Origin of the sequence: Paraburkholderia sp. GAS32 (assembly GCF_050434225.1) — a bacterium.
Lineage (GTDB): Bacteria > Pseudomonadota > Gammaproteobacteria > Burkholderiales > Burkholderiaceae > Paraburkholderia > Paraburkholderia madseniana.
On the sequence record NZ_JBNPVS010000105.1, the window covers coordinates 1 to 10,182 of the forward strand.

The 10,182-nt window shown below is 62.8% G+C and carries 9 protein-coding genes and 2 pseudogenes; all 11 read right to left on the reverse strand.

The window, feature by feature from the left end; genetic code table 11:
- Positions 1-518 (reverse strand): annotated as a pseudogene (locus tag P3T25_RS48050) (formate dehydrogenase); the annotation flags it as partial.
- On the reverse strand, positions 515-1,018 hold the full coding sequence (locus P3T25_RS48055; RefSeq protein WP_429364773.1) for an NAD(P)H-dependent oxidoreductase subunit E: 504 nt from the start codon (positions 1,016-1,018) through the stop codon (positions 515-517). The gene P3T25_RS48055 and the pseudogene P3T25_RS48050, both read right to left, overlap by 4 nt.
- Before the next feature lie 69 nt (positions 1,019-1,087).
- A complete protein-coding gene (gene oxlT / locus P3T25_RS48060) occupies positions 1,088-2,413 on the reverse strand; it encodes an oxalate/formate MFS antiporter (protein WP_429364763.1) in 1,326 nt (441 codons plus the stop codon).
- Between the two features lie 255 nt (positions 2,414-2,668).
- On the reverse strand, positions 2,669-4,081 hold the full coding sequence (gene pyk / locus P3T25_RS48065; RefSeq protein WP_429364765.1) for a pyruvate kinase: 1,413 nt from the start codon (positions 4,079-4,081) through the stop codon (positions 2,669-2,671).
- Positions 4,082-4,131: 50 nt separating this feature from the next.
- Entirely contained in the window at positions 4,132-5,523 is a 1,392-nt protein-coding gene (gene pntB, locus P3T25_RS48070; RefSeq protein ID WP_154567560.1) for a Re/Si-specific NAD(P)(+) transhydrogenase subunit beta, read from the reverse strand.
- Positions 5,524-5,532: 9 nt separating this feature from the next.
- Positions 5,533-7,116, reverse strand: coding sequence for a Re/Si-specific NAD(P)(+) transhydrogenase subunit alpha (locus P3T25_RS48075; protein WP_429364767.1), 1,584 nt, complete (start codon positions 7,114-7,116; stop codon positions 5,533-5,535).
- A 1-nt stretch (position 7,117) separates the two neighbouring features.
- Positions 7,118-7,897 carry a fumarylacetoacetate hydrolase family protein gene (locus P3T25_RS48080; protein ID WP_154567562.1) on the reverse strand — a complete coding sequence of 260 codons (780 nt, stop codon included), beginning with the start codon at positions 7,895-7,897 and terminating at the stop codon, positions 7,118-7,120.
- Between the two features lie 121 nt (positions 7,898-8,018).
- Entirely contained in the window at positions 8,019-9,266 is a 1,248-nt protein-coding gene (gene frc, locus P3T25_RS48085) for a formyl-CoA transferase (RefSeq protein ID WP_429364770.1), read from the reverse strand.
- Between the two features lie 45 nt (positions 9,267-9,311).
- A complete protein-coding gene (locus P3T25_RS48090; RefSeq protein ID WP_154567564.1) occupies positions 9,312-9,548 on the reverse strand; it encodes a hypothetical protein in 237 nt (78 codons plus the stop codon).
- Between the two features lie 63 nt (positions 9,549-9,611).
- Complete coding sequence (locus tag P3T25_RS48095; RefSeq protein WP_154567565.1) at positions 9,612-9,875, reverse strand: PAS domain-containing protein; 264 nt, start codon at positions 9,873-9,875, stop codon at positions 9,612-9,614.
- Between the two features lie 121 nt (positions 9,876-9,996).
- A pseudogene (locus P3T25_RS48100) lies at positions 9,997-10,182 on the reverse strand (formyl-CoA transferase); the annotation flags it as partial.

Below are 10,182 nucleotides of genomic sequence, written 5' to 3' on the forward strand. Positions count from 1 at the left end.
TGCGCCGCTTTCGCGCCGCGTACCGTGCGCCATTTGATGCCGGCGGGGAAAGCTGCACCGCCGCGGCCGCGCAGGCCGGATTCGATCAGCGCTTCGCAGGCGGCGTCGCCGTCGGTTTTCAATGCTTGCTTGAGCCCTTCGAGGCCGCCGTGGGCGACGTAGTCGTCGACGGAAAGCGGATCGGTGATGCCGATGCGCGCGAAGGTCAGGCGCTGTTGCTTCTTCAGATACGGTATGTCATCGACCACACCGACACGGCGGGCGTGCTCGCCACCTTCGATAAAGCCGGCGTCGAACAGCGCGGCAACGTCGCTCTCTTCGACGTTCGCATAGCCGACGCGGCCTTCAGCCGTCGCAACTTCGACGAGCGGTTCGAGCCACAGCAAACCGCGCGAACCGTTGCGGACCAGTTCGATTGCAATGCCGCGGCGTGCGGCTTCGTCAGCGATCGCACCGGCGAGCGCGTCCGCGCCGAGCGCGAGCGCCGCGGAATCGCGAGGGACATAGATGCGTGTCATACCGGTTCCTCCGCACGTTGCGCGCCCCTGAGCGCGACCTCAGCAGCATCAAGCAGTGCGTCGAACTTCTGCGGCGTAACCTTCGCGTGCAGCGTGCCGTTGATCATCAGCGCCGGCGACAGCGCACACTGGCCGAGGCAGTACACCGATTCGAGGCCCACGGCCGCGTCATTCCGATGGCCGGCGTCGAAGCGGCAGCCCGTGCGTGCCTCGATGTGCTGCGCGAGCGCCTCGGTGCCCATGCTGCGGCATGCTTCGGCGCGGCACAGGTGCACCGTAACGGGCGCCGCGGGTTGCGTGCGGAAGTGATGGTAGTAGGTGATGACACCGTGCACTTCCGCGCGCGACAGGTTCATCGCCCGCGCCAGCTGCGCGACGGCGGCAGGCGGCACGAAGCCGACGTCGTCCTGGATCGCGTGCAGCACGGCAAGCAGGGAGCCACCACGGCGGATATGCCGCTCAATCAACTCATTCGAATCGGCCAAGATAGTCTCCTGCAGAGCGGCCCTGAGATGCCTTCACGTTCTGATCCCGCATTGCACGCCGAACACGCACTGCTTCAGCGGCGCTCACTCGTGCGAACCGAGAGGCGACGGTCGAAAGCGGCTTTCCGGTGCCGTGCTGGGCGCAGCGGAGTTCAGAATCCAGCGGCGTCGCATCGGATACAGGATGAACTTCGCCGACACACCGGCCATCAAGGAAATACACGCAACGAAGATGAACACCGCGTTCCATCCACCGTGCGTGGACAACAGCGAAGCCACAGGCACTAGCATGGCGGCAGTCCCTTTGGCGGTATAAAGCGTACCGGCATTCCCCGCCGCGTATTTGGCGCCGAACGTGTCGGCACACGTCGCGGGGAAATTCGAGAAAATATCGCCGTAACACAGGAACACGAGCCCGGAAAACAGCATGAACAGGTACGGGTTGTGACCGAAGTGCATCAGCCCCAGCAGCGCCAGCGCTTCGCCGATAAAGGTCATGAACATGGTGTTCTCACGGCCGATCCGGTCGGAGATCCAACCGCATAGCGGGCGCGTGAAACCGTTGCACATATTGTTGATCGACAGCGTCATCGTCAGCAGCGGCAACGTCACGCTCAGCACGCTGACCGGCATAGCCGCAAAGCCATACTCCTTCGCGATCGGACCGATCTCCGCTGTGGCAATGATGCCGCCTGCCGCGACGCACACAAACATGGCGTACATCACCCAGAAAAGCGGTGCGCGAACCATCTGCTTCGTCGTGTAATCGGTCTTCGTTGCGACGATGCGCCTGACCCCAGCCGCATGCGCCGGCGGCTTCGGGCGCACCAGCAAGGTTGCCAGCAGCAGGATGCAGACACCCTGGAACACGCCGAAGAACACAAATGCATGCTCGTACCCGGCGCTCTGGATCATGTTGGAGATCGGGATCACCGTCAGCGCCGCGCCGGCGCCGAAGCCCGCCGCGGTCAGACCGGCGGCCAAACCGCGCCGGTCGGGAAACCACTTGAGCGCCGTGCCCACACAGGTGCCGTAGACGCATCCTGCTCCGATACCGGCAATCACGGCGGCGACGTAGAGCACCGGCAGATTCGGCGCATAGGCGTCGAGAATCCAGCCCAAACCCGCGCAGATCGACCCGCCGATGACGACAGGACGAGGACCGAACTTGTCGACGAGCCAACCCTCGACAGGCACCAGCCAGGTCTCGGTGACGATGAAAATCGAAAACGCCAGCTGGATGGCGGCTTGCCCCCAGTGGTGTTTGGCGTCCATCGGGATGACAAACAGGGTCCATGCGTATTGAAGGTTCGCTATAAGACCCATGCAGGCGATGCCGGCTGCCAGCTGGACCCAGCGGTTATGCCGCCGCGCCGTATAGCCGCTGAAGGCTGTGTCAGTCTGTAACACGTTCTCTGTCTCCGTCTATTGACTTGTTTGCTTGCCTGATCAAAACACCTGCATGTCAAGGCTGAACTGTCATGGCGATTGAACCATGATGGGCGGCTTCAACAATTAACAAAAGTTAAAGTTTCTTCTGCGTTATATTAGCTATCGTTAATACCTCCCCGAAACTTTGCAGTCGCTGCGAGCGCGCCCGCGCACGATCGCAAGCGCTCCGGCCATTTATCTCCGGCTACCCTTCCACCTTGCGTGCGGCGTCGGCTAGACTCTGGCGATTCGCAGCAAATTGGTGGTACCAGATTCGCCGAACGGCATGCCTGCCGCGATCGCCACCGGGTCGCCTGAATTTGCAAAGCCCTGTCTCACGGCGATGCTGCACGCGGCACTCACCATCTCGTCGACCGATTCGACGTCAGGGCTGACTGTGGAATGCACGCCCCACACCAGCGCAAGACGCCGCGCCGTCGACAGCTTCGGCGTGATGCTGAGAATCGGCGCGACCGGACGCTGACGGGCGGCCCGCAGGCTGGTGTGTCCGGACGTCGTGTACGTGACCGTCGCAACCGCAGCGATGGTCTGCGCGACATCGCGCAGTGCCGCGCAGATTGCGTCTCCCGGGGTGCCCAGCGGAAGTTCATGCTGAGCATCGAGCAGGCTCCGGTAGAGCGGATCATGTTCGACCTCCTTGATGATCCGCTCCATCATCGCCACGGCCTGCACAGGAAAGCCGCCGCTGGCCGACTCCGCAGACAGCATGACGGCATCCGCGCCATCGTAGATCGCCGTCGCGACGTCCGATGCCTCGGCGCGCGTGGGCACCGGTGCTGAAATCATCGATTCGAGCATCTGCGTCGCGATGATCACCGGCTTGCCGTGGCTGCGGCAGGATCGAAGAATGCGCTTCTGCGCGCCCGGCACGCGTTCGGGCGGAAGCTCGACGCCGAGGTCGCCGCGAGCGACCATCACCGCATCGGCCGCATTCACGATCTCATCGAGCCGATCAAGCGCTGCCGGCTTTTCCAGCTTGACCATCAGCCCGGCGCGCGCTCCAATGAATTCGCGCGCGTCGATCAAATCCTCCGGACGCTGTACGAACGACAGCGCAATCCAGTCGGCGCCGAGCGACAACGCAAATTCCAGATCGATCAGGTCTTTCTGGGTCAGCACGGGAATCGGCAGAATCGCGTCGGGAACATTCACTCCTTTTCGATCCGACAGCGTTCCTCCGTGCAATACGCGGGTACGGATCCGCTCGCCGTCATTGTCGAGCACTTCCAGGCGCAGTTTGCCGTCATCGAGCAGCAGCGACTGGCCGGCGGCGACGACGTCGAAGAGTTCCGGATGGGGCAGGCATACGCGATTGACGTCGCCGTCCGCCGGGTTCCGGTCGAGCGCAAATTCGGCGCCCGTCACGAGCATCACCTTGCCCTCGGCGAACGGGCCGACGCGCAGCTTCGGTCCCTGCATGTCTGCCAGAATCGAAATGGGCCGGCCCGAAGCACGCTCGACCTCGCGAACCAGCTCATAGCGCCGCCGATGGTCCTCGTGCGAGCCGTGACTGAAATTCAGCCGGAATACATCGGCGCCGGCGTGAAAAAGTTGGGTAATCGTTTCGAGATCGGAGGTCGCGGGGCCGAGGGTCGCGACGATCTTTGCTTTGCGTAGGCGGATCATAACGGGTCAGTAAGGTGAGGTGGCGGGCGAGCGAGCGCGGCAACAGCCGGTCAAGCGTCAAGTTGTCTGAGCAATGCGTCGACGCTGCCCTTCGCGTCGCCGAACAGCATCCGGGTGTTGTCCTTGTAGAAGAGCGGATTGTCCACGCCCGCATAACCGGTCGCCATGCTGCGTTTCGACACGACCACCGTGCGCGCTTTCCACACTTCGAGCACCGGCATCCCCGCAATCGGACTGCCCGGATCTTCGAGCGCACCAGGGTTCACGATGTCGTTTGCGCCGATCACGAGCACCACGTCCGTGTTGGTGAAGTCTTCGTTGATCTCATCCATTTCGAGCACGATGTCGTACGGCACCTTCGCTTCGGCAAGGAGCACGTTCATGTGGCCCGGCAAGCGTCCGGCGACTGGATGGATGCCAAAACGCACCCGCACGCCGAGACTGTCAAGCTTGCGCGTGATTTCGCTGATCGTCGTCTGCGCCTGCGCCACGGCCATCCCGTAGCCCGGCACGATGATGACCTCGGAGGCGTCGCGCAGAATCGCGCTGACTTCGTCGACGCTGGTCGCCACCACCTCCCCCGCGATATCCGCCGAACTCGTTCCGCTCGCCGCGCCGAAGCCGCCGAGAATCACCGAGATGAAACTGCGGTTCATCGCGCGGCACATGATGTAGCTAAGGATCGCGCCGCTCGAACCGACCAGCGCGCCGGTCGTAATCAACAGGTCGTTGCTCAGCATGAAGCCCGTGGCCGCGGCGGCCCAACCTGAGTAACTGTTCAGCATCGACACGACCACCGGCATGTCCGCGCCGCCGATGGCCATCACCAGATGCACACCGAGCGCCGCGGCGAGCACGATCATCACGAGCAATGCCCCGATGCCTTCCGCGCCCGACGGCACCGAGAGAAACCGGTAGCCGATTGCCACGCACAGCACCAGCACAAGCAGGTTCAGCAGATGCCGGCCCGGTATCACAAGCGGTTTGCCGCTAATCGTGCCCTGCAGCTTCAGGAACGCGACGATCGAACCGGTGAACGTGATGGTGCCTATAAACACGCCAAGATAAATCTCGGACAGGTGAATCACCCGCTCCGCGCCGCCGAACTCGCCGGCCGGCATCAGATAGTTGGTAAAGCCGATCAGCACCGCGGCCAGCCCGACAAAGCTATGCAATATCGCGACCAGTTGCGGCATCTGGGTCATCTCGACCCGCCGCGCCAGCAGCGCGCCGACCGCTGCGCCGATCACGGCCGCCGCCAATACGACTTCGATCCCCGCGCCCTGTGCGATGATCAGCGTCGCAACGACTGCGATCAGCATGCCCGCCGCGCCATACAGATTGCCGCGGCGCGCGCTCGTCGGATGACTCAGTCCGCGCAAACTCAGGATAAACAGCGTGCTCGCGCCCAAATACGCAATGTTGCCGATTCCGTTCAGCATGACCACTCCTTAGTTGCGCTGGAACATCTTCAACATGCGTTGGGTCACGAGAAACCCGCCCGCGATGTTGATCGTGGCAACCAGCAAAGCGACGCCGCCCAGCACCGTTACCAGCACATTCGGCGTGCCGAGTAGCAGCAGCGCGCCAATCACGATGATTCCGCTGATCGCGTTGGTCACGCTCATCAGCGGCGTGTGCAGCGCCGGCGTCACATTCCAGACCACCTGGTAGCCGACGAACACCGCTAGCACGAACACCGTCAGGTGCGCGACGAATGCGGGCGGTGCGACCGCGCCGAGCGCGAGCAGCGCGAACGCCGCGATCGCCAGCAAGACGAGCGATGTGTACCGCGAGCGAGCCGCAGCGGCCGCTTGTTCCTCGGGATCGACGGGGCTCGCCGCGGGCTTCTCGGGCGGCGGCCGATGCGCGGCGATCGCGGCCTGTTTCGGCGGGGGCGGCGGCCAGCTGACAGCGCCTTGATACACGACGGTCGCGCCGCGCATCACGTCGTCATCCATGTCGATGCGGGCCACACCATCCTTCTGCGGCGTCAGATCGGTCAAAAGATGGCGAATGTTGGTGCCGTAAAGCTGACTCGATTGCGTCGCCATCCGGCTCGGTAAATCGGTGTAGCCGATGATCGTCACGCCCTTGACCGACACCACCTCGCCGGGCTGCGTCAGTTCGCAGTTGCCGCCCTGCTCCGCGGCCATGTCGACGATCACGCTGCCCGGCCGCATGCCCTCCACCATCGCCGCGGTGATCAGCTTGGGCGCCGGCTTGCCCGGAATCAGCGCGGTGGTGATGATGATGTCGACGTCTTTCGCCTGCGCGGCGAACAGCGCCATCTCTGCTTCGATGAACTTCGCGCTCATCTGCTTCGCGTAGCCGCCGGAGCCGCTGCCTTCCTCTTCGACATCGAGCTTGAGAAACTCGGCGCCCATGCTTTCGACCTGCTGCTCGACTTCAGGACGTGTGTCGAACGCACGCACGATCGCGCCCAAGCCGCGCGCCGCACCGATTGCAGCGAGCCCGGCGACACCCGCGCCGATCACCATCACCTTTGCGGGCGGCATCTTGCCCGCAGCGGTGATCTGTCCGGTGAAGACGCGCCCGAAATGCTGCGCGGCTTCGATCACCGCGCGGTAACCGGCCATGTTTGCCATCGAGCTGAGCGCATCGAGCTTCTGCGCGCGCGAAATGCGCGGCACACAGTCCATGGCCAACACGCTCGTGCCGCCGTCGGCGAGCTGCGTGAGCAGCACCGGGTTCTGCGTGGGCCAGATGAAGCTGATCAGCATCGCGCCTTTTTTCAGCAAGGTCGCTTCGTCGGCCTCGAGCGCCGGATTCAGTTCGGGCGCGCGCACCTTGATCACGATATCGGCATCGGCCCACAACGCCCGGGTGTCGCTGACCACCTGTGCGCCGGCCGCGCGATACGCGTTATCGTCGAATGACGCCCTAAGGCCCGCGCCCGCTTCGACGTTCACCGCAAAACCGAGCTTCAGCAACTGGCTGACGGTTTCGGGCGTCGCCGCGACGCGGCGTTCGCCCGCGCGGACTTCGCGCGGCACTGCAATCGTCATCGCCATGTCAGGCCCCCGATGACAGCGTGTTCGACAGCACGCCGATACCTTCGATCGATACCTCGACCGTCGAGCCGTCCTTGATCGAGCCGATGCCAATCGAGGTGCCGATTGCAATGACGTCGCCGGGCAACAGCGTCATATCGTGCGAGATCCGGCTCACCTGTTCGGCGGGCGAAAAGATCATGTCCGACAGCGAATAGTTCTGCCGCTCGACGTTGTCGAGCCGCGTCACGACGTGCGCATTCCGCCAGTCGAAATCACGCTGGATCGCAGGACCGATGCAACTGAACGTATCGAAACCCTTCGAGCGGCACCATTGCGCAAAGTTAGGGTCTTCGTTCAGGAGTTCGGCCGCCGTCACGTCGTTGATGCACGTGTAACCGAAAATGTAGTCGTTCGCCTCGTCTACCGGGACGTTGCGGCAGCGCTTGCCGATCACGATCGCGAGTTCCCCTTCGTAGGCGATCTTGCCGGCGTAGGCTTGCGGCCGCTGGATGGGTTCGCCCGGGCCAATCACCGAAGTGGAGGGCTTGATCAGAAACAGCGGATGGGACGGCGCGGCCTTGCCGAGTTTCTCCGACAGCGCGCGGAAGTTGTTCCACAACGCGACCACCTTGGTAGGAACACATGGATTGAGCAGCGTCACGTCATCGACGCTCAGGACGTTGGCGCTTGGGACGGCGTCACCGAACATGTCCCCTTCGTATTCAGTGACGCGATGGTTTTCCAGCACGCCGAAACCAATCCGGCCATGGGCGAGCCGAAAACGTATCCACGATTTCATCGAAATGTCTCCTGCGATTTTTTTTGCTGCAATGAAGCGACCGATCAGGCCGGTCGCGCGGCGATGTCTTGTACGGCGTACTGCGGCGCGTCGGATGCGCGGCCAGGTTTCGTCTATGCGCTCATATCGCACCGACCGCATGCAAATGTGCGATCTGATCCGGGTGGTAACCGAGTTCGGCCATCACCTCGTCAGTGTGCTCACCCAGCAGCGGCGAGCGCGTGACCTCGGTCGGACTGTCCGACAGCTTGATCGGATTGCCGACCGTCAGATACTTGGCGCGCACCGGATGATCGACCTCGACGATCGTGCCGGTCCTGCGCAGCGACGGCTCCTCGGCGATCTCCTTCATCGACAGGATCGGGCCGCACGGAATGTCGTACTTATTGAGGATTTCCATCGCCTCGAACTTCGTCTTGGTCATGGTCCAGCGCTCGATCTCGGCGAAGATCTCCTTCAAATGCGGCAGGCGCGCGGCGGGCGTCGCGTAGTTCGGATCGGTGGCCCACTCCTCCTTGCCGATCACGTTGCAGATCCTGGTCCACACCGGCGCCTGGGTGATGAAGTAGATGTACGCGTTCGGGTCCATTTCCCAGCCCTTGCACTTCAGAATCCAGCCCGGCTGGCCGCCGCCCGACGCATTGCCCGCTCGCGGCACCGCTTCGCCGAAGGTGCCGTTCGGATGTTGCGGATATTCGCGCATGACGCCGGTGCGTTCGAGGCGCTGCTGGTCACGCAGCTTCACGCGGCACAGGTTCAGCACGCCGTCCTGCATCGCCGCGAGCACGTGTTGACCACGCCCTGTCGTTTTTCGCTGATAAAGCGCGGTCACAATGCCGAGCGCAAGATGCAGCCCGGTACCGCTGTCGCCGATCTGGGCGCCGGTGACAACCGGCGGACCGTCGTCGAAGCCGGTGGTCGACGCCGCGCCACCCACGCATTGCGCGACGTTCTCGTAGACCTTGCAGTCTTCATAAGGGCCGGGGCCGAAGCCTTTGACCGACGCGACGATCATGCGCGGATTCAGCTCCTGGATCCGCTCCCACGTGAAGCCCATCCGGTCGAGCGCGCCCGGTGCGAAGTTCTCCACCAGCACGTCACATTTCTGGATCAGTGCTTCGAGAACCTGCTTGCCTTCCGGGTTCTTCGCATCGATCGTAACGGAGCGCTTGTTGTGGTTCAGCATCGTGAAGTACAGGCTGTCCGCATCAGGAATATCGCGCAGTTGCTCCCGCGTGACATCGCCCGCACCGGCGCGCTCCACCTTGATCACATCCGCGCCGAACCACGCCAGCAACTGTGTGCACGTCGGCCCCGATTGCACGTGCGTGAAGTCGAGGATCCGCACATCCTCCAATGCTTTGCCCATCTCACGTCTCCCTGTATTGATCCGTACCCGCCCCGCACGCCCGGGCTACCGGGTTGCCGGACTGAGCAGCGCCAGCGCCACGCGACGCGCGCCGGCGATGGCAGCTTCCTCGCTTTCAAAGACGGCCTCGTCGACGACCTGCTGGTACGGCAGGAGATCGGGTTGCGCCGGATGATTTTCTTCGGCCGTGCGAATCGCCACGTAGGCGGTCCATCCGCCGTTGTGGATCAATTGCATCGCGGACAACTCGAGCCGATATTGTCCAAGTACTTCGACGTGCATCGGATGCCTCCTGATAGATCGTCACAAGAGAAAGTCAACCGGATCGACACGGCTGGCGTTGCGTTACGCTCCCGCTCGGGCTTCCAGTTCGGCCATGCGTTTGCGCAGATTGCGCTCCTCCTGGAAGCGGCTGGTTTCATCGCGAATCACCGAAACGATCCCGGTCAACTCATGTTCCGGCGAATGCAGCAGCGTCTCGCTTTGGTTGAAACCAAACATGCGCTCAGCGGCCGGATTCCATAGCGTGATATTTCCTTTGGCATCCGAAATGATGATCGCATCGCCGACGGCTGCGACCAGTTGCTCGAAATCAATGGCTGTTTGCATAGCGAAACCGGAATTTGAAAAAAGCGGCGGTTCAAGTGCAGACGGCGCCCGCCTCGCGCGCCGTCCATGCAGGCTCCGAAAATGAAACTTCAGATACGTCTAGTTCTACCTGCTTGCGCCGTCAAACGGCCTTGACTTCGTGCAGGTTGAAGATTTCCTGCTTGCTGTAGCCGAGGCTCGCCAGCACTTCATCCGTGTGTTCACCGAGCAGCGGCGACGCGGTCACTTCCGGCTTCATGTCCGAGAACTTGATCGGACTGCCTACCGTCAGATACGTGCCGCGTTTCTTGTGCGGCACTTCGACGAT